The following is a 23,508-nucleotide window of genomic DNA, read 5'->3' as shown; positions in this document are numbered from 1 at the left end:
CAAAATTAATTCTATCATGAAAGCAGGTCCGTTCATCCAATTCATATTTCGACTCGTTGAGTGAATGCTGAATGCTCGTCGCGTGCCTCTTCCCTCTCAATGCTGCTACTGCAATTGAACACAGAACGTGGCTACTGTGCCCGAAAACTGCGATTGGAAGTTGGAATTTCTTCTGCTTTAAAAGTATCTTTGTACAAAATAAGAAAATATGACCGGAAAAGATTCACGCATCGTTTTTATGGGTACCCCCGATTTTGCTGTCACAAGTTTAGCCGCCTTAGTTGAAAATGACTACCACATTGTAGGTGTCATCACGGCCCCGGACAAACCTGCCGGCAGAGGAAGAAAACTGCAGGAATCAGCCGTAAAAAAATATGCTTCGGAAAAAGGGCTGCGTGTCTTACAACCCGAAAAACTGAAAAATCCGGCATTCATTGAAGAACTGGAGAGCCTAAAAGCCGATCTGCAGGTTGTAGTAGCCTTTCGGATGCTACCCGAAATTGTATGGCGCATGCCACGGCTGGGAACATTCAACCTACATGGTTCTTTACTGCCTCAATACCGCGGAGCTGCGCCACTAAACTGGGCTGTTATCAATGGTGAAAAAGAAACCGGCGTAACCACGTTCTTATTATCGCACGAAATTGACACCGGCGCCATTTTGTTTCACAAAAAAACGCCCATCCACGCCAATGACACGGTAGGCGATATCCATGACCGCCTTATGGTAATTGGAGCTCAACTCGTTGTAAAAACAGTGGATGCTTTAGCTGAAGGAGATTACACGCCACTGGAACAGGACGAAATTCAAACAGCTGAACTGAAACCGGCGCCTAAAATTTTTAAAGATGATTGCCGAATTGACTGGTCAAACTCCGGTGAGCAAATTCGTAACCTCATCCGTGGGCTTTCACCCTATCCGGCAGCATGGACTGAACTGCAGGATGACAAGGGGCAATCGTTGGCTTTAAAAATTTTCTTTGCTGAGTTGGAAGAAGCAGCCAACCTCGTTCCAGGCACTATTGAATCGGATGAAAAAACATACCTAAAGATTGCAGCAGCCGATGCTTGGCTAAATATTACCGATCTTCAACTATCGGGTAAGAAACGAATGAAAACAGAAGATTTTCTTCGAGGCTACCACGGCATCAACAAGCTCGAAACAAAATAAAAGCATGTAAAATAGCCCCAAGAAACAGGGGCTATTTTACATGCTGACCATATTTTTATTGAGCTAAACCACTTTCCTTTCGAAAACTATTTGATCTTCAAAAAAGAATGTCACGACTGACTGCAAAATCAGCATTGATTGCTTAGTCGATTGCTCTTATGCTAACTTTCTCGTCCTACAAAAGGGAATCCAATTATCGCCCAAACAAGACAGCCTAACTAATGGCGAGGTTTCTTTTTTCGCAGATAAACCGAAGAGCCAGTTTCTGGCCGTTCTCCCGGCTTCAGCCGATTGAGTCGATAGAGCCGTTTCAGCTTTATGCCATAGCGTTGTGCAATAAAATGCATCGTATCGTCTTCTTCAAAACGATGAGTCCGATGTTTTTTCGCTGCTCTTCGTTGTTTTGGCTCAATGTATAAAATCTCATTTTCCTGCGGTTGATGCCCTCTAGGGTAATCATTATACGTATATACTTCCCATTCCTTCATATCAAACTCCTGAGCAATTCGTTGGAAAGTATCGCCCGCTTTAACAACAATTGACTTCAGCCCATTGCGTAACACCACTTTTCGCGTTTGGTAAGGATTAATCAAATTTCGACCATCAGCCGGCCGATGAACCTGCCTGATTCGGGCTATCCGCGATTGATCAATTCCTTCGTCGTAGAGGTACAACTTATGCTCTTCAATAATCCGAATTAAATGATTGGCATAATGCGGATTGGTTGCATACCCCGCCTTTTTAAGTCCCTTGGCCCAACCTTTATAGTCTGTCGTTTTCAAGTTGAAGAGTGAAGCATAACGCGGATTTAGCAACAAAAAATCCGAGTGATCCCAAAATGATTCCTCAACTGAATTGTAGCGACGAAAACATTCTCCCTTCGCATCATCATCATGATACACCCGCTTGCCGTTCCAGCTACTTTTACATTTAATTCCAAAGTGGTTGTTACTTTTCACACTAAGGGTAGAATTCCCATTCCCCGACTCCAAACAGGCTTGTGCCAAGGTAACACTTGCAGGAACACCACTTCGAATCATTTCACTGACGGCCAGTTCGGCGTATTTTTTAATGTATTCTTCACGCGTGTTAATTCGTTGGCCAAAGCCAAGCAGAACCAATATCAGGAAGAAAATACTTAACGACGTTTTTCGGATCATAAACCAAAGTTTTTAACAAAAATAAAAAAAGCTGCCTGTATTTAAAGCGTTGGCATAACTAAACAAAAAAATGTAAATTTGGGCAAAGCCTCCCTATGAAAACGAAAGAAATTAGAATTAGTATCTCAGAGTTTGAAAAACTGGAGGAACTATCGACTCCTGATCAAGAATTGATACGCCGGGCACGGGCATCAGCCTTGCAAGCCTACGCTCCCTATTCCAACTATCTTGTTGGGAGCGCTCTTCGTCTTGAGAATGGGACGATTGTAACGGGCAACAATCAGGAAAATGCTTCCAGCCCACTGGGAACCTGCGCCGAGCGAGCAGTCATTTTCTGGGCCAATGGAAACTACCCTGATTTAGCGATCGAAACCCTTGTGGTAACAGCCGTTGATCAAAATGGACAACCAGCGGCCAATGTCAGCCCCTGCGGCGCCTGCAGGCAAGTGATGCTAGAAGCACAACATCGATTTAAAAAACCGATTCGCGTAATTCTGGATAGTTCCAATAAGATTGAAGTGCTTGACAATATCAATGATCTTTTACCCTTGAGTTTCAACGGCAATTCATTGAAATCAATTGTCTGACAAGCACTACTCTTTTAATTCCTTAATCTGGACCAGCTCACTCCAAATAGCATCTCCCTTAGGTGGTTGAGCTACAATTTTCAGGGCTTTTTTACTCACAGGATGGATAAACTCCAACTTACGGGCATGCAAATGAATTCCGCCTCCTTGATTGCTTCGGGCTGCTCCGTATTTCAAATCACCTTTAATGTGACAACCAATTTTAGCCAGCTGTACACGAATTTGGTGATGACGACCAGTTTGCAAATCAACCTCCAACAAATGAAAACGATTCAAACTGGCCCGATGCTTATAAGTCAAACTACAAAAACGAGCCCCTTTTTTGGGTTTCGGCGTAGGTGAAGCATAGCTTTTATTCTTGCCTTCATCTTTCCACAGGTAATGCTCAAGAGTATCCTCCATTTCCTCAGGCAACACGTCTACCACCGCCCAGTAGGTCTTTTTAATGGCATCCTTATCCTGAAACATTTCACTCAGCCGAGTCAATGCCTTGCTAGTCCGTGCAAACAGAACCACCCCACTGGTTGGCCGATCCAGCCGATGAGGTGAGCCCAGAAATACATCACCAGGCTTATTGTATTTTTTCTTGATGTAGGCTTTCACCTGATCAATTAGTGTTTCATCACCTGTTTTATCACCCTGTACAATTTCGCCACAGGCTTTATTGACTGCAATAATGTGATTGTCTTCGTAAATAACTTGCATGATTTGGTAATTAGATAACTTGTTATTGGATAACTGAAATACGAGCTGCTATATATTGAGAAATTACTTATGTAACTGCCAACTACTCTTAACGAGTTGCCAGCAGTTCCTGTCAGTGACTATTGTACGACCAATAACCAATCTTAATATTGTTCCCGTTCGTTGGGAAAATTGACTGATTTAACATCATCGATGTAACTGCCAACAGCTCCTTTGATTTCGGTTGCCAGGTTGTGATAACGGCGTAAAAAGCGAGGCGAAAATTCCTGCGTAATTCCCAGCATATCATGAATCACCAATACCTGGCCATCGACACCACTACCGGCACCAATTCCGATGATCGGGATTTTAACGGATTCTGCAACTTCTGTTCCCAATGCAGCCGGAATTTTTTCCAGTACAATGGCGAAACACCCAGCTTCTTCCAGCAACTTCGCATCTTCAATCAACTTTTTCGCTTCCTCCTCTTGTTTGGCTCGCACCGTATAAGTACCATACTTATGAATCGACTGCGGCATCAATCCTAGGTGCCCCATAACCGGAATGCCTGCTGACAAAATGCGGCTTACCGACTCAATAACTTCCTGACCGCCTTCCAGCTTCACTGCATCGGCAGCCGTTTCTTTCATAATTCGAATAGCTGAACTTAAAGCTTCTTTGCTGTTCCCTTGGTAAGTTCCAAAAGGTAAATCAACGACTACCAACGCACGGTTGGCTGCTTTTACCACAGAAGTTCCATGGTAAATCATCTGATCCAAAGTAATCGGAAGCGTTGTTTCATTTCCCGACATCACATTGGAGGCTGAATCACCAACCAGAATGACATCAATCCCGGCTTCATCCACCAACTTGGCCATACTATAATCATAGCTGGTCAGCATGGATATTTTTTCACCTTTCAGTTTCATTTCTGAAAGAACATGAGTTGTTACTCGCTTAACTTCTTTATGTACTGACATAACGTTTCAAATTCTATTAAAGTACAAAAGTACGAATTTATAAGTTCGTATTGATCCAGATCAAGCAAACCAGCAACTTAATCCAGATATAACAACAAAGGGCTGCCGATGGCAGCCCTTTGTTGTTATACTCTTAAGAAAACTTGCTTGCGATACATATAATATAACACCGACCAGATAATCCCCAGCCAGCCTATGATCCAGATCAATTGGCCAAAATCGCCCAGGAGTTCAGGAGACCAACCAAACAGGGAATTGGTCAGCTTTGAGACATCGATAAAACGGACAAATAAATACACAAATATGGAGTTCATGCCGATAACCCGGAAATAGAAAGACCATTTCTGCCATTTTAACACATCAATAATCAGATAGAAAAAGGCCATCAATAAAAAACTGATTCCTCCAGCTGCAAGGTTAAACGAAGTAGTCCAGGCTGATTTGATAATCGGATAAACCGGATGCAAGGCCCATCCCACCAGGAATAAGCCGACTCCAATAATAGAAAGAATACTGATTTTCTCCCAGGGTGTCCGGCTTTGTTCGCGCAAGAAATGACCGGCAACAGAGCCCATCAGGGTAATTCCCGCAGCCGAAACAATACACAGCAAGCCCTCTGGATCAAACACCTCACCATGTAACCGACCGGGAAGCAACAGACGATCGATATAACCATTAATGCATCCCTCGGGGGTTAACACGCCGGCACCAATACCAGGAACAGGAACAAACAGTTGAATCAAGGCATAGCCGACCAACATGCCAGCCAGCCAATACAAGCGGCTAGCAAACGATTTGGTATAAACAACAATGGCCGATGCGAAAAAATAAGCCAGCCCAATTTGGCCCAGCACACTCGCAAAACGAATATTGCTTAAGTCGCCACTTAAAGCACCATTATAAATAACACCAAGAACAACCAAAATAACCATCCGCTTCGTTACTTTAGCCAGCAGTGTTTTTTGCGGAACATTTTTTTCAAGCTTCGAAATCAAGGCATAAGGAATAGCAACTCCTGAGATGAACATGAACAGAGGGAAAATTAAATCATACATATGCAGTCCGACCCATTCGACATGCTCCATTTGATTGATCAACCATTCAAATCCGAAGGTCTTGCCTAAAAAAATGGCCAACATACTTCCGCCAGTAATCCAAAACATGTCAAATCCCCTCAGGGCATCAAGAGAAAGCAGTCGCTCCTTCTTTTCCGTTCTAATCTCATTTGAGTTCATTGATTTATTACGTTTAATTGATTAGCAGCCTAAAAATAGAAAAAAAAGGACAACCGCTGTCTTTTTGTCACCAAATATGTCAGCGTGATTTTTATTCAGCCCACGCATTGTGCCAATATTGCATTTCAAGGGGAGGAATTTCCCTTGGCATAATCATTGACTATTCTTGATCGTGAATTTAATTTCAACTAGGAATCATTAAAAATAAAAATACAATTACCATGGGAAAAATAATTGGAATTGATTTAGGAACAACAAACTCATGCGTTTCCGTAATGGAAGGAAACGAGCCTGTTGTTATCCCTAACAGCGAAGGAAAAAGAACAACACCTTCAACCGTTGCATTTGTAGAAAACGGAGAACGTAAAATTGGTGATCCTGCCAAACGTCAGGCTATTACCAACCCCGAAAAAACAGTATCCTCCATCAAACGATTCATGGGTGAGAGCTATGACAACCTCAGCAAAGAAGTTTCACGGGTTCCTTATAAAGTAATTAAAGGTGACAACAACACACCTCGTGTTCAGATTGATGACAGAAAATACTCACCACAGGAAATTTCTGCCATGGTTCTTCAAAAAATGAAGAAAACAGCCGAAGATTACCTGGGACAAGAAGTGACTGAAGCGGTTATCACTGTTCCTGCTTATTTTAACGACTCACAACGTCAAGCGACTAAAGAAGCTGGAGAAATTGCAGGCTTGCAAGTACGTCGAATCATTAACGAGCCAACGGCAGCCTCATTGGCTTATGGCTTGGATAAAATGGACCGCGACATGAAAGTTGCCGTTTTTGACTTGGGTGGTGGAACTTTCGATATCTCCATCCTGGAATTGGGTGACGGTGTTTTCGAAGTAAAATCAACCGATGGTGACACTCACCTTGGTGGTGATGACTTTGACCAAGTGCTAATCGACTGGTTGGCAGATGAATTTAAAAGCAATGAAGGCATTGACCTTCGTAGAGACCCAATGGCGCTTCAGCGATTGAAAGAAGCTGCCGAGAAAGCCAAAATTGAATTATCAAGTTCAACACAAACAGAAATCAACCTGCCTTATATTATGCCGGTTGACGGTGTGCCAAAACACTTGGTAAAAACACTGACTCGTGCGAAATTTGAGCAATTAGCTGACAGCTTAATCAATGCCACAATCGAGCCTTGTAAAAAAGCCTTGAAAAATGCTGGCTTATCGGCATCTGATATCGATGAGATTTTATTGGTTGGTGGATCAACACGTATTCCAGCTATTCAGGAAAAAGTACAACAATTCTTCGGAAAAGCGCCTTCAAAAGGAGTTAACCCTGATGAGGTTGTTGCTGTAGGTGCTGCCATTCAAGGTGGTGTGCTAACAGGAGAAGTTAAAGATGTACTTTTGCTTGATGTTACTCCGCTATCATTAGGTATTGAAACCATGGGTGGTGTGATGACTAAATTGATTGAGTCGAACACGACAATCCCAACCAAGAAAACAGAAACCTTTACAACAGCTGCTGACAACCAGCCATCTGTTGAGATTCACGTATTGCAAGGAGAGCGCCCTATGGCCAATGGAAACAAAACCATCGGACGCTTCCACCTCGACGGATTACCACCAGCACCACGTGGAGTTCCACAAATTGAAGTGGCATTTGACATTGACGCCAATGGTATTTTGCATGTTCACGCAAAAGATAAAGCAACTGGAAAATCACAGTCTATCCGTATTGAGGCCTCTTCGGGCTTGAGCGATGATGAAATCCAAAAGATGAAAACGGAAGCGGAAGCCAATGCGGATGCGGACAAAAAAGCTCGTGAGAAAGTAGACAAGATGAACCAGGCAGACGGATTAATCTTCCAAACTGAAAAACAACTGAAAGAGTTTGGCGATAAACTTCCAGCTGACAAAAAAGGTCCGATTGAAGCTGCTTTAAACAAGCTGAAAGAAGCCCACAAAGCAGAAGACCTGGATGCCATTGATGCGGCAACAGCCGAGTTGAACCAAGTATTCCAAGCTGCCTCTCAGGAAATGTATAACGCGCAGGCTCAGGCAGGCGGTGAGCAAGCCGGGCCAAACGCCAATGCAGGAGGAGCTCAAGGTGGAAGTGATCAATCATCTGAAGCTAGCCAAGACGGCGAAGTAACTGATGTTGATTTCGAAGAAGTCAAGTAATCGACGATAAAATTGATATAAAAAAAATCCCCGGAGTGTAAACTTCGGGGATTTTTTTTGGCTATCGTTTGTCGAATGAATCCAATTGGTTGGATGCCCAAACAATCAAAAAAAACGGGACTAATACAGTCCCTTTTTTTCGTGGATATAATCCATTAATAGTTCTTCTTCCGACAATTGTGATTCGGACACATTAATCGCTGTTTCAATTAAAGCCAAATGTGAATACGCTTGCGGGAAATTCCCCAACATACGTTTGGTTTTAAAATCAAGATCTTCGCTAAAAAGTCCCAAATGATTGGAGTAACTCATCAACTTATGAAACTTCTTAATGGCTTCTTCCTTGCGCCCGATTTTAAACAAAGCATTGGTGAGCCAAAACGAGCAGATCGTAAAAGCCGATTTCGGAATGCCAAAATCATCCTTGTTTTTGTAGCGAAACATCAGTCCGTCCTGCTCCAGATCTTGTTGAATAGCCAACACCGTGGTAACATATTTTTGATCGGTAGCATTAATAAAACCATACGATTCCATCAGTAAAACCGAAGCATCCAGATCTTCTGATCCATACGCTTGAGTAAAAGCCTGCCTTTTCTCCGACCAGGCTTTTTTGTGAATATCCTCGTGAATTTTATCGCGTAGTTTGCTCCATTTCTCCATGTAAATGCCGCGCTGCAATAGCTTGGCAATCTTCACTGCCCGATCCACTGCAGTCCAACACAGAACTTTGCTAAAGGTGAAGTGCTTGTTTTCATTCCGAATTTCCCAGATACCGCGATCGGGCTTTTGCCAGTTGTTTTCCACCACCTTGATAATGTTCCGGACAATCGTCCAAAGCTCTTCACTGTATTCCAGGCTGATATCATAAATCTCCAGCTGCTGAAAAATCACATCCAGCAAGATGCCGTAAATATCGTTCTGTTTTTGTTTGTAAGCCGCGTTGCCAATACGCACCGGAGCCGAATTCTCATAGCCCGACAAGTGCGACAGCTCCATTTCCTTCAGCTTCTTCTCCCCATTGATGCCATACATAATCTGCATCTTTTCATCTTTATCGGGCAAAATATCGATGATGAAACTCAGGTACTTTCGGGCCATCCGGTAGTGTCCCAGCGATGTCATATTTTTTACCACCATGGAGGCATCGCGAATCCAGCAGAACCGGTAATCCCAGTTCCGCTCCTCCCCAATTGTTTCGGGCAAGGAGGTGGTCACTGCAGCCAAAATTGCTCCACTCTTGTCAAAGCTGAGCATTTTCAAGGTCAGGGCACTTCGAATAATTTCGTCGTTGTATAATTTATAAGCAGTAGTCCGTTCCGCCCAGTTCAGCCAATACACCTTGGTGCGCTCCAGTTTCAATTTTGAGCGACGGGTATCTTGAGGCAGCAGCTTCTGGTTGTAACTCAGCAGGCAATACGCATCATCTGTCAATACAATTGCATTGCTTTCCAAAATATCGTTGTAGTCAAAGCTGGAATACAAATACAAGGAGTCATACGCTCCCGTCTTGGTCGATGACTTGATATAACAACCCTGCTCAACGTTGGTAAAGCAACCTTGCTCCATGAAACTATTCGTTTCATACTTGGCATACTCCAACTTCGGCTCGTAGCTGATACGTATCTCTGGCTGACCTTCAATCCACTTAAAATAACGAATAACATCAGGCGGCAGATAATATCCGCCATTATCCGGATTCCGGTAGCGAGGCATAAAATCCAGCACCTCAAAAACGCCATCTTCACATTCGAAATGGGTTCGTAAAATATTGGTTCGCGAAATATAGCTCTGCGTAATCTTTTTTAAGTGCTTAGGAATAATTTTAAAACTCCCCCCCTTTTGCTCGTCCAACAAACCAGCAAACACCGACGACGAATTAAATTGTGGCAAACACAACCAGTCAATCGACCCGGTTTCCGACACCAGAGCTGCACTTCGGCAGTTCCCAATTATTCCATAATTCAAATTCTTCATACAGCAATCTTAAACATCATTTTAGAAATAGACTTTCATTCCGGTATAATTTTGGTAATTTTAGAAAATCAAACATCTCATACCGAAGTTCAAAACAACAAATAATTGACTTGAAACTTCAAAAATGAAGCGATAAACTTTCAAAATGAAGCATATTTAAAGAAAACAACACATTCCCTAAATTGATTAAAGGCAGCAATTCCTTTATCAACAATTCATACAACGAGGTGTTGTACTTGAAGAGACGCCCCAAGAATACAAAAAGAAACATCAAAACACTAACAAACAGATAATTATGAGCAAGATTCATATTGTTTCCAACCGATTACCCTTAAGTATAAAAAAAGAAGAAAATTCGTTCAGCCTAGCCCCCAGCGTTGGAGGCCTAGCCACCGGAATGCGTTCAATCTATAAAGAGTATGGAGGCAAGTGGATTGGATGGCCGGGATTAGCCAAAGATGACTTAACCGAAGACGAAGTTCTGGAAATTGATGACAAGCTGGTTGAAGAAGATTGTCTGGCCGTTCATTTAAGCAAAGAGGAAATCAACCTGTATTACGAGGGGTTTAGCAACAATGTCATTTGGCCCTTGTTTCACTATTTTGCCCAATTTATTGACTACAACCACGACTATTGGGAAGCCTACAAAAAAGTCAATCACAAGTTTGCGCAAAAAGCCCTGGAGATTGTCGATGATGGCGATATTGTTTGGATTCATGATTACCAGCTCCTGCTGGTTCCAGAGCTTATCAAATCGGTCAAACCGAATGTAACCATTGGCTTTTTCCTGCATATTCCTTTTCCTTCATTCGAAGTATTTCGTATCCTTCCGTGGCGAAATGAGCTCATTAGAGGTATGCTGGGAGCCGACCTGATCGGGTTCCACACCTACGACTATGAGCGTCACTTTTTCAGCTCTGTAAGGCGCTTGCTAGGCTACGAAATCTCCTTCAACGAAATTCACCTCGAAGACCGCATTATTTTGGCCGATGCCTTCCCCATGGGAATTGACTACGACAAGTTTGAAAACATGGCCAAGGAAATCGCCCACAAACCATTGAGCGAACGATCTGTCCTTCACCGCGAGTTGGAGAAATATTTTCTGGTGTCGCCCGATCGGAAACTAATCCTTTCCATTGACCGGCTCGACTATACCAAAGGCATCCCGAATCGACTGCATGCCTTCGAAAAATTCCTGATCAAATACCCGGAATTCCGCAACAAGGTGTCGCTCATCATGCTCGTGGTTCCTTCGCGCGACGAGGTGGAACAATACAAGCTATTGAAAAGTGAAGTGGATGAACTGGTTGGACGCATCAACGGCCAATATGGTGGGGTAAACTACACGCCCGTTTGGTATTTCTACCGTTCGCTGCCTTTCGAAAACCTCATCGAACTTTACAGCACCTCCGATGTTGCGCTAATTACACCAGTGCGCGATGGCATGAACCTGGTGGCCAAAGAATATATTGCCTCACGCATCAACCAAAGTGGAGTGCTTATTATTAGCGAAATGGCCGGAGCCGTCAAAGAGATGGGAGAAGCCATTATCATCAACCCCAATAACGAAGCCGAAATTGCCGACAGCATTCACCAGGCTTTAACCATGTCGATGGAAGAGCAAAAACGCCGGATGCGCTACCTGCAAGACCGGATACGACGCTACGACGTGTTCAAATGGTCGCGCGAATTCATTAAAGGCATGAAAAAAGTAGAGAAGCTTCAACACAACCTGTTGGCCAAACGAATCACCCCGGCTGTTAGTCGTGAATTGGTCGGGCACTTTTCAAAAGCAAAAAAACGAGCCATCTTTCTGGATTATGACGGTACGCTGGTCGATTTTAAAAACGATCCGCAGGCCGCAAGCCCCGATGCAGAATTGCATAAACTCATTACCACGCTTGAAAAGAATGAAAAAAATACGGTCACCATTATCAGCGGACGTGATCGGGAAACCCTTGAACGCTGGCTCGGCGATCACAAAGTCAACCTGATTGTAGAACATGGCGTTTGGTTGAAAAAGATTGGCGAAGACTGGCAGATGCTTGACAATATTTCGAGCTCCTGGAAGCCTACGATCCGCCCAATTTTGGAGAGTTTTGTAGACCGTACGCCGGGAACATTCATCGAAGAAAAAAATTACTCGTTGGTATGGCATTACCGCAATTCGGAACCGGAACAAGGCGAACTTCGAGCCAACGAATTGAAGGATGAGCTCCGTGAGATGACGGCCAACCACAACCTCGAAATCATGGAAGGGAATAAAGTCATTGAAGTCAAAGCCGGAGGCATCAACAAAGGTGTTGCAGCCATGCGATTCCTTCGCGACAGCCAATACGACTCCATCATTGCCCTGGGCGATGACTGGACTGATGAGTACATGTTCCGGGAGCTGCCCAAGTCGGCCTACACCATCAAAGTCGGCATGAAGAAAACAGAAGCTTCCTACAAAGTGGAGTCCGTAAGAAGTGTGCGTAACCTGCTAAAAGACCTGGGCGAAAACTAAGCCCAGTGCAATACGCATTCGTTTCAGGAAAAAATAATAGTTTTGGGCCTCAGAAAAAAAGATACGATGATCAGATATTTATTCCTCTTTCTGTTGGTGCTGACTCTGCACACAACTCATGCGCAAGAGCAGCTCAACCAGATAGATCAGGCAGGCCAAAAACAAGGATTCTGGCAAAAGAAACAAGCGAATGGCAACCTGGCCTACGAAGGAAATTTCGTAAATGACAAGCCTGTTGGTGTGTGGAAACGCTATCACTCCAACGGGCTTTTAAAGGCCCGCTTATCGTACAAGGAGAATTCGGACACCATTCAGGCAGAACTGTTTGACACCCGTGGAAAATTAATGGCCCAAGGTCGGTACCTGAATCAATTGAAGACCGGACAGTGGCTCTATTTTCAAAAAGGAACCTTGGTTTCGGAAGAACATTTTGAGAGCAACCTCAAACAAGGTCTTTCGAAAACCTATTACCCCAGCGGGGAGCTGTTTGAAGAGACCAACTGGAAGGACGATGAGAAAAATGGTATTTACCGGGCTTATTTTAAAAACGGGAAACCGTATATGGAATGCATGATGAAGCAAGGAACACGCGATGGTGCCTGCCAAATCTATTTCGAAAATGGCCAGCTGGAGTTGGATGCCTTATATGTAAAAGGCCTGAGACACGGACAGTGGAACTACTCGAACCCGGATGGAAGCTTTTCGCACAGCCTGCACTACGATTTGGGCACCTTGACCAATCCCCGGGTTTTGGATAGTATTCAGCACATGCAATTTAAGGAGCTGGAAGAAAACAAAAAAGAACTGATCGACCCGGAGAAGTTCATGAATGATCCCATGCAATACATGATCAAGAACAAAATGCTCCGTCGATAAAATGAGGGTGAGAGCAGAAGCCTTTAAAACAACAAAAAGCTCACGGTAAACAAAACAAGATGGGAATCACGCAACTTTCACTTTCGGAGCTGAACAAGCAGATAAAAGGGCAGCTGGATGACGCTTTTCCGGGTATGCTATGGATCCGAGCCGAAATCAGCGAGCTGAACAGCAACCGGACCGGCCATTGCTACCTCGAGCTGGTGGAAATCGACGAAGCCACCAAAGAGGTGATTGCCCGCTGTCGTGCCACCATCTGGAGCTACTCTTTCCGCATGTTGAAACCCTATTTTGAAACCACCACCGGCCAAGCATTTTCCGAAGGCTTAAAAGTGCTGGTACAGGCGAAGGTTGAATTTCATCCGGTTTACGGGCTCAGCCTCAACATCCGCGATATCGATCCCAGCTATACCATGGGCGACATGGCGCGCAAACGTCGCGAAATCATGCTCCAACTGGAAGCCGATGGGGTGCTCGACATGAATAAAGAATTAGCGCTTCCGCTGGTTCCGCAGCGTGTGGCCATCATTTCGTCACCCACAGCAGCTGGCTTGCAAGATTTCCAGAACCAGCTGCTCAACAACGTGTACAACATTCGTTTCTACACGAAACTATTTCCCGCCATCATGCAAGGGAAAGATGCGGCTAACTCGATCATGCAGGCCTTAGAGCGCGTTTTTCAATACGAAGATTTTTTTGATGTCGTGGTCATCATTCGTGGTGGTGGCGCCCAAGTTGATCTGGCCAGTTTCGACCATTACGAATTGGCCTATCACATTACCCAGCTACCTATTCCGGTGCTTACCGGCATTGGTCACGACAAAGATGAAACAGCTGTGGACCTGGTAGCGCACACCAAACTGAAAACACCAACCGCGGTGGCAGAGTTCCTGATTAGCGGGGCCGCAGCTTTTGAGCAAACACTGGATGAACGGAAAGAGCAGTTTGCCGAACAAGTTGAAACACGGTTGCTGGCTGAAAAAGATTACCTGCAGCGGGTGTTACAAAACTTCAAGCAAGATGTTCGGGAGCTGGTGAGCGAAGAAAACAAGTATTTTGAACTGACCAGCCTGAAACTGGAGCGAGCCGTTCCTACCTTCTTGTCAACCAAAAGACAAGCGCTAAAACAACATCGCTACCAGATTGAAAAGCTGGGAACCGGTCAGGTTAGCGAGCAAAAGCATCAGTTGGAACGCAAACTGGACAACCTGCATTTTTTCATGCAACGTCAGTTTCGCATCAAGCGCAACCAGCTGAACCAATCGCAGCAAGAGCTGAAAATCAGGCTGCACAACAACCTGAAAATACAGGGCAACAAGTTGCTTCATTTTGAAGGACAAATACGGCTGGTCGATCCGGAGAACGTACTAAAACGAGGTTATAGTCTGACCTATCAAAACGGGCTGTTAATTAAGTCGGTCGGGCAACTGAAGCCGGATGATGAACTGGTAACCCAGCTGGCCGACGGAAAAGTAAGAAGTAAATTGATCAAGAAGTAAACGAACAGATAATGGCAACAAAGAAACCAAGCTATCAGGAAGCAGTCAATGAGATTGATGAAATTCTGGCAAAAATTGAAAACGAAGAATTGGACGTTGATCAGCTGTCTACCCAGGTCAAACGGGTTTCAAGTCTGATTAAACTGTGTAAAGACAAATTGCACAAAACCGAAGAGGAAGTGGAAAACATTCTGAAGGAAATGGAAGATTAAAAAAAAGAAGGTGTCTAAAAGTACAATTCTTCGTCCTTGCGAAGAAGGAGCGACTGAAGCAATCTTTTGAATAACAGATTGCTTCGTTTCACTGCCAATGACGGCTTCATATGTTAAAGTGACTTTTGAGACAGCTTCTTTTTTTGAGCACTTAACGCTTAGGGCAAGTGATCACCAAGTAAAACTCCGGGCTGGTAAAGATCTTCCGGAGCTAAAGAAACAAAGACCATCTTTTCGTAGGGATGATCTTCTCCCACCTCAAAAAACAGACCAATACGACCATCCGACAGCGCTGCCAAACACGAATAGGCCGACGGCCCCGCATAAACCAATTTGGAGTTAGACCAGCTCTTTGCCTCGTCAAAACTACACCGAATAGTCATGTGCGTGCGGCCAAAAGGAACAGCCGGATTGGAAAAAAGCAGGGGACGATCCACATGCCCGTCCAACCGGATAATGCTTCCCTGGCAAACCGATTCCACCAACTGTGGTGCTGGTTCCGGCTCCGACCAGCTCTCGCCACCATCCCGACTGTAAGACACCGCGCGACAAGCTTTACCCTGATACGAGCGCATATTCATCATCAGGCGTCCATCGGCCAACTCAACCACCTGGCTCTCATTCACTTTCGGACTGATCGGCTCACTCATCCGCCAGCTTTGACCGCCATCATCGCTCAGCAGCACATGCGCACCATAACCGTAAGCACCTTTTACGGCCTCGCTTTCCTGCTCCACCGTATAGCTGTTGTTACAGGGAATAATCAGCCGGTTTTTGTAAGGCTCCGCTTGCAGCTGAATGCCCACTCCCAGCCCGGTGGCATACCAGCCCCAGTCGGGTACTTTGCAGCTTTCGCCCAGCGAAACAGGCTCCGACCAGCTCAGGCCATCATCATCAGAATAGCAGAAGTAAGGGATACGCGTATTTTGGCTTTGTTTGCGAATAATGGCATCTTCCGAATCGCTCCCCAAATTCCAGGTCATAAACAGAAAAATACGTCCGCTGGTCTGGTCAACCACCGGACAAGGGTTGCCGCAGGTATTGGGGCCATCATCCCACACCACTTGCTGCTCGTCCCAGCTGCGCCCCTGATCAGTTGAACGGCGCAGCAGAATGTCGATATCACCCGAATCTCCGCCTTCGCGCCCCTCGGCAAAAGCCAGAAGCGTTTGTTTCGTACTGACCACCAGCGCAGGAATACGGTAGTTGTTATGACTGCTGTCGGCCTGGCTCCATAAAACTTGAGTCTGCACCGGTTCCGGCGTTTCCGCACACTGGCAGGAGATCCATAAAAAGAAACTGCTAAGCAGTAGGATCGTATCGTTCGAAATTCGCATATTTCACATTTTTTAGTTTGATCGTTCCATCATCGGCTTGCGAGAAATCGCATCATATGTAGCTTAACAAATCTGCTATGTGCGGCGCGGGACTTTTAAAGCCCTATTTATTAGCGGGGTTAATTATTTTTATTTATAATATTCTCAACTCTTGATTCACATTAAAACCTAATTCTAAGCGTTATACCAGGCTGATAATTTTGAGTCATCAGATTATCGTGAGCACAAGGCCTCAAGTCAATCTTTACCCCATCAAATGCCGTGTTTTTAATCGTATTAATTCTTTCAATTCTCTTTTTTCCAGTTGCTTTCATAGGGATTCCCACAGCCATTGTTCCTAATCCGGCAATACCACCGAAAAAACCAATAACAACTGCTCCTAAAGCCCAATCACCTTCGGCAAATAAAGCAACTCCTCCTACGGTGGCAGCAGTTGCCCCCAATATTGAACCACCCACGATGGTAACAGTTTTACCAGTTTTCTGTAGTTTCAGAGCCTTGTCTAAATAAAAATCAAGTTCCTGCGGTGAAGCATTTTCGAGGTATTCCATAGAATATGGCTTCTGTGCTTGACTTGCCAGAACAAAAAAGAACAGAATAAAAATGGTGACGATGAGATTTCTCATGACCGTTAATTTTTGGTGTAATATGTAAATTACAAATAAATGGTCTGAAATGCAATAATATATTACCTAATTAAACATCGAAGTTGTTTAAAGTTGTCTGAGTAATATAACAGTAAAAACCATCATATTAAGCGCTTTCCAGTGAGACTTTTTTGTTTCCCCTCGCTGGTCCAAATTTACAATTTGTGCCTTGCCCATCAGAGCAAATAACTTCTTGCTTTTACAAGCAAGGCTCGGTTTGCAAAACCGCGCCAGCAACAAGGTCAGCATGAAGAAAATCGCATCAATTATTTCCTTACTCCAATCTTTTTAAGGCTAGTTTCCTGATTTCAGCATCCTCGTCATTGAGGGCCACAGATGTTAAAATGGATGGAATCGTTACTTTATCAACGGCTGACTTTCGAACCTCCCGGTCGCTGTCATTCAATGCCACGTCTGAGAGCGTGGACTGTAGCGTCAACTTACGAACTGCCAACGCTCTCACTTCTGCGTCCTTATCATTTAATGCCACCGAGGATAGTGTCGACTGGAGGGTAAGTTTTTCAACTGCCAGTTTTCGAACTTCGCTGTCCTTATCATTCAGTGCTATGGCAGAGAGCGAAGACTGAAGCGTCAACTTACGAATTGCCAACGCTCTCACCTCTGCATCTTTGTCATTTAATGCCACCGAGGACAGTGTCGACTGGAGGGTCAGTTTTTCAACCACCAGTTTACGTATCTCACTATCTGTATCACTCATTGCGATGGCAGAGAGTGAAGACTGAAGCGTCAACTTACGAACTGCCAACTCTCTCACTTCTGTGTCCTTATCGTTTAATGCCACCGAGGATAGTGTCGACTGGATAGTCAGTTTTTCAACTGCCAGTTTACGTATCTCGCTGTCCGTATCATTCATTGCTATGGCAGAGAGCGAAGACTGAAGCGTCAACTTACGAACTGCCGACTCTCTCACTTCTGCGTCCTTATCGTTTAAAGCCACCGAGGACAGTGTTGACTGGAGGGTCAGTTTTTCAACCGCCAGTTTACGTATCTCGCTATCCTTATCATTTAAAGCAACTGACGAAAGTGTTGACTGACTTTGAAAGTTTTCTGATTTAAGGAGGCTGCCTCGCTCAATCGTTATCGTTTGACTGGTGACTTTTTCATGCTTTACAGCTGAACAAGCCGTCAGGCTTAAAATAATCAGTATAAGTTTGATTGATCTTTTCATCATTTTAGTTTGGTCGTTTATTGGTATTTAGTTCGAGTTTTTTAATCGTTTGTTGAGCCAGCTCTGGTTCGCAAATCCGAAGCTGCACACCACCGCTCCAATCTATTCGTCGCACCGGGCAACCCTTTTTACGGTTTGGCGATGTAAACGGTAAATGCTTTTATTCCATTTTCTGGCAAATTCCAGATTCTTGTGTAATCCACTTTGTCATTCTCATTGACACGTCCATCGCCATCGGCATCCATAAATTTCAGGTCGCCAATCGCCGACGGCTGGGGTTGCACGGCATAATTGTCAATCTCTTCTTGATTTTGAAAGACCCCGTTTACAATATATCCATCAATTAAGTTGCCAGCCTCATCCTTTTGGACTAGGTACCAATACTCCATTTCGCCATGACCATATAAAAAAGCTTCTCCATTGTCATCAGTCGTGAGCACCTCAAGCAATTCTTTCTCTCCGGATTCATCCTTAAAGATGGAGATTTTTGCATTCGAAGCCAATTCGGGAACCGGGTTTTCAGCAGACCTGTTGGTGCAATCATAAACCGTAAACTTGACAATGGGAAGCCAAACAGAAACCGTATAATAATTGACATTTTCCCCGTCTTCGGAAGTAACCGTATAATCCACAGGCTGGGAAAAATCGGTCATAGCCTTCGACGGAGGATAGACTTCGGCCCCTTCCGACAGTTCGATCGTTGGGATCAATTTCTCCAGCTCCACCGATGCCGGTGCTTTAATAACGCCTTCACGATCCTCAAAGCTTACTTCTCCAAAGTCAAAACGCATGCTTACAATTGAAGCCTCCGTATTTTTTACCTCCTCCTTTTGGCATCCAACATGCAGCATGAACAATAAGGCCATTAGAATTCTGATTTTCATGACGTTTAGATTTTTAGTTAACGGTTGGTACATGTTGCGGAGCGGATTTCGGAGCTTCGTTCCTGTCCGGCAGAACGGAACGATGATGCGAGAATCCGCAGTTGCTAACCGCACCAACCCCGCTCTGAAATATGTACTTTGTGTGTGCCCAGCATGAGCATGTGCACACACTACTGAAAGCTCTGGAAAAAATGTTTAAAATACAACTTTTTAGTGTTAAATGGTAGTGTGATGCATGAAATTATTCCAGAGGGTTTAAGTCCCTTATGCGCAGGAGTAACGTCTTGAAGCATTAGCAAGTGGCAAGCTGGTTTGGGGCGACTCAAGCAGTGAAGGAAGCCAGACTGCAAATCCCGGTACTGACGAACAGGAACCTGATATGAGGCTATGAGGTCGGATAAGCAAGCACATCATTGTAACGTCCAAAACATTCCGCAAGGGATGAGCGCCAAAGTAGTAGATCAGGCAGCGATTGGAGGAAGCCTGCCTGCCGGTAGGCAGGGAAGATGCTCTTACCTGGGAGGCCTCAAAGATCCAAAGTCTTTGAGGAGTCAGCAGAGGCCATAGTAGGCTTTGGAAACGAGCCGTCATCGAAAAGGCAGAGGACTCACCGATAAGCTGAAGGGCCGAACGTTAAGTTGTCCTAAATTCGACAAGGAAGCTTTCTGTGTGAGCAGAATCTAGCCTTGTTTTAGACGGGACAGGGAAACAAAAGATGGAAACTAAAATGATTGAGCAAATTTTATCGCGCAAGAACTTGTTACAGGCGATGTGGAAAGTACAGCAGAATCACGGTTCGGCAGGGGTTGACCACATGCCTGTATGTAAACTGTCGGACCTTTTATCAATTGATAAAGGAGAACTGACAGCCAAAGTTCGTAGTGGTCAATACTTGCCCCAACCCATTTTAGGCGTAGCGATTCCGAAAGGAGAAGGGAAAACAAGGTTACTTGGTATTCCCACGGTAACTGATCGTTTGTTACAACAGGCGGTTTTGCAAGTTATCACGGCACGGTTCGAATATGAGTTCTCGGATTCCAGTTTTGGATTCCGCCCTAAGCGAAGCGTTGGGCAGGCAGTTTTAAAAGCACAGGACTACATCAACAAGGGCTATCAGTATATCGTCGATATTGATCTGAAGACCTTTTTCGATGAAGTAGACCACCGCTATTTATTACAACTGCTTTACCGCAAAATCAGATGCCGCGAAACCCTACGCCTTATTCGCAAATGGCTTCGCTCCCCGATACAAATAAACGGGAAGCTGGTCAAGCGCCGGAAGGGCGTACCGCAGGGAAGTCCTCTGAGCCCCTTACTGTCCAACATCATGTTGCATGAACTGGACAGGGAATTGGAACGGCAGGGTTTGCGTTTTGTTCGCTATGCCGATGATTTTAGCATTTACGTTAAAACGAAAGCTACAGCCCGAAAGGTAGGCAACAACATTTTTAAGTTTCTTAAGAAGAAGTTGAAGTTGACTATCAACCGGGAGAAAAGCGGCATTCGCCGACCGGTACATTTTACCTGTTTAGGATTTGGTTTTGTGCCAACCTACAAGAAAGGAGAACGCGGCAAATATCAATTGGTCGTTTCGGAAAAGAGTTGGCGCAACTTGAAGCAAAAGCTAAAAACCATCACCCGAAAAACCACTCCCATGAGTTTTGATGAACGTATCGAAAAAATGGGCGAAGTGCAACGGGGCTGGATTAATGCTTTCCGTATGGCAAGCATCCAGAACAAACTCGTTGAACTGGACGGGTGGTTACGGAACCGACTCCGTTACTGCATTTGGCACCACTGGAGGGCCGACTGTTAAGAATTTGTCCGGTGGACAAATTTAAGGAGGAGCCAGCTTGCAGGGCAGGGAACGGAAAAGGAAAAACCTGATTCGTTTGGGGGCTGAACAGGGACAAGCCTATCAATGGAGCCGATCGAGAATGGGTGGTTGGCGTATTGCTCAGAGCCCGATTTTGGGGACTACCATTACAATTGATCGATTGAAAAAACGCGGTTACATTCCCTTACAGGAACTCTACAATCAAGTTAAACCAAGTACGGTTTTGTTTCCTATGACTTAACGAACCGCCCAGTACGAGACCCGTACGCTGGGTGGTGTGAGGGGTTCTCCGCTAGGCTTTTAGCCTAGCGGCTTCCCACTCGATTGGCGGTAGTATTTATTTAAATTCAATCAATTGATTATTTATCCTTGCTGTTTCTAGTTTTAAAGTTTCAAATGAAGAACCAAAACATTCCTGACATGTCCTTTGAATTAAACCAATTCCAGGTGCTAACCAAATAGTTGATCCATAATCAATTAAATTATTATTGTGGAAATTAAATTGTAAGCAACTATCAATTAGTACATCACCAATAGATATAGTTGCATTTCTACTTATAAGGGTAACATAACCTGGACCATATTTCCATGTCTCATCAATATTAGCAGCTAAATCAAACTTCATTTCTTCAGTATTTTCTTTGGAAAGGGACTTCACATAGATTCGGTCATCTTGTTTTCTATAATATGAAGTTGTTCCAAAGTCATTAACAAATTCAAAATACTCAATTCCATTAATCTTTGTTATATCAATTATTGAGTCTTTCCCTGCTAACTCAAAGTTCCATTGGTTGCCAATTTGAAGAGGAAAATAATCTCTGTCCACATTCATTCTATAATTATCGTCCTTTTCACAAGATATCATTGCCGTAATAACTAAACTAATCACTAAAAGCTTTTTCATTTCTTTATTGGGTTTAATTGTTTATATTATAGACGGTTTTCTTTGAGAGGAGTTGCGTCATATTATCGCCAACGTTCTAGTATTTTATCCATCGTTCTGGCATGCTGTTAAATTAGCAATAATAATTAATATTGTTATTTTGCTATTGGGAGAGTTTAAAATGATGGATAAAATATAGTTGGACTATTCCCCGTCGACGCTATGGGCTTCCCGCTTGCAGAATCTCCTCTATTGTCTCAGATTAAGACGATTGCCGTTTCGTTTCTTTCGCTTCTTGTTATTCGAGCACTGCTTTTACTTCAGGGGCGAACATCGTTTTCCCGTTGACCTTTAGATCAGTCTGTTGGAAACTTATTGTTCGGTTTATCAAAGAACGCGTGTTTGTTAGTTCAGGCAGAGTTGCTTATCGGGTAAACTTTCATGATCCCTTCGCCGCATTGCTTACATCGCCAAGGGTCTTTTCCGCTAAGGATCTGGAAAGCTTGGCAAGCATTCAATCCTTCCACCGGCGAGAGGTACTGGTCTTTGTCTATCAGAGCCAGGCATTGCTCTTTTTGAGCGGCAGCATTGGCCGAAGCCAAAATGCCAAAGTACCTGACTTTGTAGAAACCCGAAGGCAAAATGTGGAGTAAAAATCGTTTGACAAATGTTGCTCCATACCAAGTCCAAATCTTTCCCGTTTTTTCTAAGTTATTTCAGAGTATCTTCTGTGTTTTTCAATACAGAAGCTATACAGAAGATACCCAGAAGTAACGCAGAAGATCCGGACTTGATCAGAAGACGATTCTGCCCGGAAAAACGAACGAAGATACGACCTCACGAATGAACGAACCGACAACCGACAAGGTCTAATCCCCCCACTTCACCGACAGGAGGAAAGCGCGCAGGCCGAAAATTTGGCCCGGGCCAGCGAGAGCCTTGCGGGCGGAAGGATGAAATTTTCAAGATTTTTCTTTGTTTCCATGCCCGTCCGGCAGGCGAGCGTTTCTTTTCATCCGAAAAGAAATGAAAGGGACCGTTTGGATACTACATTGACCAACAAGACCACCACCTCCCTTTCGTGTTGAGCGAACGTACGAAGGCACGAATAGATGAACGTACGAATCGATTACCAGCAAGACTTGCTTCCACCAACTTCACCGACAGGTGAAGAGCGCGTTGGGCGAAAATTTGGCCCGGGCCAGCTAGAGCCTTGCGGGTGGAAGGATGAAATTTTCAGGATTTTTCTTTGTTTCCCTGCCCGTCCGGCAGGCGGGCGTTTCTTTTCATCGGAAAAGAAATGAAAGGAGCAGCTGACACTTAAGCCTTACAACAAAACCACCTCGACACCGGTAAACCGATGCCACTCCTCCTTGCAGTGATCAGAAATGAAAAAATGTACATACAAAATTACATTAATCCTTTGGTCGTTTCATAAGAATAGGAGGAGAAAAGAGCGTAACAGTACAGGTAGCCCACAATCTGGCAGCGTCCGAAGGTCCTGTCAGCGTTTAATGGCAAAGCATCGTCTGCCGCGCTTTCTCGTTCTTTGGGGTCAAACCCAAAGGACAAGTTTGTTTTATCGGCAGTTCGGAAGCCACCGATCAACTGATTCTTTTCATCTTTTGCTTTTTCTGAAGCCATTTCTTTTGCCCAACATAGTGATTAATGATATATTTAGCGCAAATTTTTTTCAA

20 protein-coding genes and 1 pseudogene are annotated in these 23,508 nt (G+C 44.3%); 9 read left to right on the top strand and 12 right to left on the bottom strand.

Features of this window, described 5'->3' with window-relative positions; translation table 11 throughout:
• Positions 1-208 precede the first annotated feature (208 nt).
• Entirely contained in the window at positions 209-1,171 is a 963-nt protein-coding gene (gene fmt / locus ACUNWA_RS14130; protein ID WP_445592574.1) for a methionyl-tRNA formyltransferase, read from the top strand.
• A 218-nt stretch (positions 1,172-1,389) separates the two neighbouring features.
• Here the strand turns inward: fmt and ACUNWA_RS14125 are convergent, their stop codons facing one another.
• Positions 1,390-2,331: a glucosaminidase domain-containing protein gene (locus ACUNWA_RS14125; RefSeq protein ID WP_445592573.1), complete on the bottom strand. Its 942-nt coding sequence runs from the start codon at positions 2,329-2,331 to the stop codon at positions 1,390-1,392.
• A 95-nt stretch (positions 2,332-2,426) separates the two neighbouring features.
• Here ACUNWA_RS14125 and ACUNWA_RS14120 point away from each other — a divergent pair, with 95 nt between their 5' ends.
• A complete protein-coding gene (locus ACUNWA_RS14120; protein WP_445592572.1) occupies positions 2,427-2,918 on the top strand; it encodes a cytidine deaminase in 492 nt (163 codons plus the stop codon).
• Between the two features lie 6 nt (positions 2,919-2,924).
• Here the strand turns inward: ACUNWA_RS14120 and ACUNWA_RS14115 are convergent, their stop codons facing one another.
• The 3 genes from ACUNWA_RS14115 to ACUNWA_RS14105 all read right to left on the bottom strand — a co-directional run bounded on the left by ACUNWA_RS14115 (position 2,925) and on the right by ACUNWA_RS14105 (position 5,817).
• Positions 2,925-3,623 (bottom strand): RluA family pseudouridine synthase, encoded by a 699-nt coding sequence (locus tag ACUNWA_RS14115; RefSeq protein ID WP_445592571.1) that lies wholly within the window; start codon positions 3,621-3,623, stop codon positions 2,925-2,927.
• 143 nt (positions 3,624-3,766) lie between these two features.
• On the bottom strand, positions 3,767-4,582 hold the full coding sequence (panB, locus tag ACUNWA_RS14110) for a 3-methyl-2-oxobutanoate hydroxymethyltransferase (protein ID WP_445592570.1): 816 nt from the start codon (positions 4,580-4,582) through the stop codon (positions 3,767-3,769).
• 125 nt (positions 4,583-4,707) lie between these two features.
• Positions 4,708-5,817 (bottom strand): acyltransferase family protein, encoded by a 1,110-nt coding sequence (locus ACUNWA_RS14105; protein WP_445592569.1) that lies wholly within the window; start codon positions 5,815-5,817, stop codon positions 4,708-4,710.
• A 221-nt stretch (positions 5,818-6,038) separates the two neighbouring features.
• On the opposite strand from ACUNWA_RS14105, the gene dnaK reads away from it, so the two are divergent.
• Positions 6,039-7,967, top strand: a complete 1,929-nt coding sequence (gene dnaK / locus ACUNWA_RS14100) for a molecular chaperone DnaK (RefSeq protein ID WP_445592568.1) — start codon at positions 6,039-6,041, stop codon at positions 7,965-7,967.
• Between the two features lie 120 nt (positions 7,968-8,087).
• Here dnaK and ACUNWA_RS14095 read toward each other — a convergent pair whose 3' ends face one another.
• Positions 8,088-9,941: a glycoside hydrolase family 15 protein gene (locus tag ACUNWA_RS14095; RefSeq protein WP_445592567.1), complete on the bottom strand. Its 1,854-nt coding sequence runs from the start codon at positions 9,939-9,941 to the stop codon at positions 8,088-8,090.
• Between the two features lie 295 nt (positions 9,942-10,236).
• On the opposite strand from ACUNWA_RS14095, the gene ACUNWA_RS14090 reads away from it, so the two are divergent.
• From ACUNWA_RS14090 to xseB, 4 genes are all read left to right on the top strand, one after another.
• A complete protein-coding gene (locus ACUNWA_RS14090) occupies positions 10,237-12,447 on the top strand; it encodes a bifunctional alpha,alpha-trehalose-phosphate synthase (UDP-forming)/trehalose-phosphatase (RefSeq protein ID WP_445592566.1) in 2,211 nt (736 codons plus the stop codon).
• A 66-nt stretch (positions 12,448-12,513) separates the two neighbouring features.
• The gene (locus tag ACUNWA_RS14085; RefSeq protein WP_445592565.1) at positions 12,514-13,323 is read left to right on the top strand and encodes a toxin-antitoxin system YwqK family antitoxin; all 810 of its coding nucleotides are present in this window, start codon (positions 12,514-12,516) and stop codon (positions 13,321-13,323) included.
• Between the two features lie 59 nt (positions 13,324-13,382).
• Positions 13,383-14,822 (top strand): exodeoxyribonuclease VII large subunit, encoded by a 1,440-nt coding sequence (gene xseA / locus ACUNWA_RS14080; protein ID WP_445592564.1) that lies wholly within the window; start codon positions 13,383-13,385, stop codon positions 14,820-14,822.
• 11 nt (positions 14,823-14,833) lie between these two features.
• Positions 14,834-15,034, top strand: a complete 201-nt coding sequence (gene xseB, locus ACUNWA_RS14075) for an exodeoxyribonuclease VII small subunit (RefSeq protein ID WP_299583326.1) — start codon at positions 14,834-14,836, stop codon at positions 15,032-15,034.
• A 158-nt stretch (positions 15,035-15,192) separates the two neighbouring features.
• Here the strand turns inward: xseB and ACUNWA_RS14070 are convergent, their stop codons facing one another.
• The 4 genes from ACUNWA_RS14070 to ACUNWA_RS14055 form a co-directional block, all read right to left on the bottom strand.
• Entirely contained in the window at positions 15,193-16,371 is a 1,179-nt protein-coding gene (locus tag ACUNWA_RS14070) for a sialidase family protein (protein ID WP_445592563.1), read from the bottom strand.
• 161 nt (positions 16,372-16,532) lie between these two features.
• Positions 16,533-16,997, bottom strand: coding sequence for a hypothetical protein (locus ACUNWA_RS14065; protein WP_445592562.1), 465 nt, complete (start codon positions 16,995-16,997; stop codon positions 16,533-16,535).
• A 295-nt stretch (positions 16,998-17,292) separates the two neighbouring features.
• On the bottom strand, positions 17,293-18,210 hold the full coding sequence (locus ACUNWA_RS14060) for a hypothetical protein (protein ID WP_445592561.1): 918 nt from the start codon (positions 18,208-18,210) through the stop codon (positions 17,293-17,295).
• A 125-nt stretch (positions 18,211-18,335) separates the two neighbouring features.
• Positions 18,336-19,091, bottom strand: a complete 756-nt coding sequence (locus ACUNWA_RS14055; protein WP_445592560.1) for a hypothetical protein — start codon at positions 19,089-19,091, stop codon at positions 18,336-18,338.
• A 715-nt stretch (positions 19,092-19,806) separates the two neighbouring features.
• On the opposite strand from ACUNWA_RS14055, the gene ltrA reads away from it, so the two are divergent.
• A complete protein-coding gene (gene ltrA / locus ACUNWA_RS14050; protein ID WP_445592559.1) occupies positions 19,807-20,907 on the top strand; it encodes a group II intron reverse transcriptase/maturase in 1,101 nt (366 codons plus the stop codon).
• 358 nt (positions 20,908-21,265) lie between these two features.
• Here the strand turns inward: ltrA and ACUNWA_RS14045 are convergent, their stop codons facing one another.
• Entirely contained in the window at positions 21,266-21,832 is a 567-nt protein-coding gene (locus ACUNWA_RS14045) for a hypothetical protein (RefSeq protein WP_445592558.1), read from the bottom strand.
• Positions 21,833-22,221: 389 nt separating this feature from the next.
• Positions 22,222-22,488, bottom strand: a pseudogene (locus ACUNWA_RS14040) (transposase); the annotation flags it as partial.
• 435 nt (positions 22,489-22,923) lie between these two features.
• On the opposite strand from ACUNWA_RS14040, the gene ACUNWA_RS14035 reads away from it, so the two are divergent.
• Complete coding sequence (locus tag ACUNWA_RS14035) at positions 22,924-23,115, top strand: hypothetical protein (protein ID WP_445592557.1); 192 nt, start codon at positions 22,924-22,926, stop codon at positions 23,113-23,115.
• Between the two features lie 106 nt (positions 23,116-23,221).
• On the opposite strand, the gene ACUNWA_RS14030 is transcribed toward ACUNWA_RS14035, so the two are convergent.
• Complete coding sequence (locus ACUNWA_RS14030) at positions 23,222-23,455, bottom strand: hypothetical protein (protein WP_445592556.1); 234 nt, start codon at positions 23,453-23,455, stop codon at positions 23,222-23,224.
• Between the last annotated feature and the right edge of the window lie 53 nt (positions 23,456-23,508).

Source organism: Sunxiuqinia sp. sy24 (genome assembly GCF_052677165.1).
This window is presented reverse-complemented; position numbering and strand designations above follow the sequence as displayed.

Bases quoted from the DNA above. Each gene is read 5' to 3' on its own strand.
- fmt (WP_445592574.1), top strand. From the start codon at position 209: ATGACCGGAAAAGATTCACGCATCGTTTTTATGGGTACCCCCGATTTT.
- ACUNWA_RS14125 (WP_445592573.1), bottom strand. From the start codon at position 2,331: ATGATCCGAAAAACGTCGTTAAGTATTTTCTTCCTGATATTGGTTCTG.
- ACUNWA_RS14120 (WP_445592572.1), top strand. From the start codon at position 2,427: ATGAAAACGAAAGAAATTAGAATTAGTATCTCAGAGTTTGAAAAACTG.
- ACUNWA_RS14115 (WP_445592571.1), bottom strand. From the start codon at position 3,623: ATGCAAGTTATTTACGAAGACAATCACATTATTGCAGTCAATAAAGCC.
- panB (WP_445592570.1), bottom strand. From the start codon at position 4,582: ATGTCAGTACATAAAGAAGTTAAGCGAGTAACAACTCATGTTCTTTCA.
- ACUNWA_RS14105 (WP_445592569.1), bottom strand. From the start codon at position 5,817: ATGAACTCAAATGAGATTAGAACGGAAAAGAAGGAGCGACTGCTTTCT.
- dnaK (WP_445592568.1), top strand. From the start codon at position 6,039: ATGGGAAAAATAATTGGAATTGATTTAGGAACAACAAACTCATGCGTT.
- ACUNWA_RS14095 (WP_445592567.1), bottom strand. From the start codon at position 9,941: ATGAAGAATTTGAATTATGGAATAATTGGGAACTGCCGAAGTGCAGCT.
- ACUNWA_RS14090 (WP_445592566.1), top strand. From the start codon at position 10,237: ATGAGCAAGATTCATATTGTTTCCAACCGATTACCCTTAAGTATAAAA.
- ACUNWA_RS14085 (WP_445592565.1), top strand. From the start codon at position 12,514: ATGATCAGATATTTATTCCTCTTTCTGTTGGTGCTGACTCTGCACACA.
- xseA (WP_445592564.1), top strand. From the start codon at position 13,383: ATGGGAATCACGCAACTTTCACTTTCGGAGCTGAACAAGCAGATAAAA.
- xseB (WP_299583326.1), top strand. From the start codon at position 14,834: ATGGCAACAAAGAAACCAAGCTATCAGGAAGCAGTCAATGAGATTGAT.
- ACUNWA_RS14070 (WP_445592563.1), bottom strand. From the start codon at position 16,371: ATGCGAATTTCGAACGATACGATCCTACTGCTTAGCAGTTTCTTTTTA.
- ACUNWA_RS14065 (WP_445592562.1), bottom strand. From the start codon at position 16,997: ATGAGAAATCTCATCGTCACCATTTTTATTCTGTTCTTTTTTGTTCTG.
- ACUNWA_RS14060 (WP_445592561.1), bottom strand. From the start codon at position 18,210: ATGATGAAAAGATCAATCAAACTTATACTGATTATTTTAAGCCTGACG.
- ACUNWA_RS14055 (WP_445592560.1), bottom strand. From the start codon at position 19,091: ATGAAAATCAGAATTCTAATGGCCTTATTGTTCATGCTGCATGTTGGA.
- ltrA (WP_445592559.1), top strand. From the start codon at position 19,807: ATGGAAACTAAAATGATTGAGCAAATTTTATCGCGCAAGAACTTGTTA.
- ACUNWA_RS14045 (WP_445592558.1), bottom strand. From the start codon at position 21,832: ATGAAAAAGCTTTTAGTGATTAGTTTAGTTATTACGGCAATGATATCT.
- ACUNWA_RS14035 (WP_445592557.1), top strand. From the start codon at position 22,924: ATGAACGTACGAATCGATTACCAGCAAGACTTGCTTCCACCAACTTCA.
- ACUNWA_RS14030 (WP_445592556.1), bottom strand. From the start codon at position 23,455: ATGGCTTCAGAAAAAGCAAAAGATGAAAAGAATCAGTTGATCGGTGGC.